Origin of the sequence: Micrococcus sp. HMSC31B01, assembly GCF_001816085.1 — a bacterium.
Classification (GTDB): domain Bacteria; phylum Actinomycetota; class Actinomycetes; order Actinomycetales; family Micrococcaceae; genus Micrococcus; species Micrococcus luteus.
The window spans coordinates 1-505 of sequence record NZ_KV824949.1 but is presented as its reverse complement, the minus strand read 5'-3'; the positions used below and the strand labels follow the sequence as shown (position 1 = coordinate 505).

Annotated in this window: 1 pseudogene; it reads left to right on the top strand. The window is 77.0% G+C overall.

Annotated elements, in window-relative coordinates:
* Positions 1-505, top strand: a pseudogene (locus tag HMPREF3105_RS01945) (hypothetical protein); the annotation flags it as partial.

Sequence of the window (505 nt, the reverse complement as noted above, 5' to 3'; positions counted from 1 at the left end):
GGCCCAGACGGCCGAGGACCTGCTGCGCCCGCTGGCCCAGCGCGTGGCGGACGACCCGCAGGTGGTGCAGGGCTGGTCCGACACCGCCGACGAGGCCCGGCGCGCCTGGCTCGCCCAGCTCGAGGACCCGGAGGGCGCGGACGAGCCCGGCTCGGGCGCGGACGTGACCATCCCGTTCGGTCCCGTCGCGCAGTCCGGGATCACCGCCGCCCTGGGCGACATCGAACGTGACCTGCGCGAGGACCGGTTCGACTTGCCCGCGCAGGGGCTGCTGGAGAGGATCGTGGGCGCAGACGTCGGCGACTGGGCCGCGGACACGCTGCTGGCGCCCCTGTACGACCGCGCCGCGGATCTGCGGGACAGCACCGCGCTGCGCATGGACGCGCGCATCGACGCCCTGGCCGGCACGGACCGGGCCACCGTGCACCGCTGGGTGGACGCCTCCGCGCACTGGCGCTGGGCCGCCGCGGCCTCCGTGCTGGCGCTCGTGGGCGCCCTGCTGCTC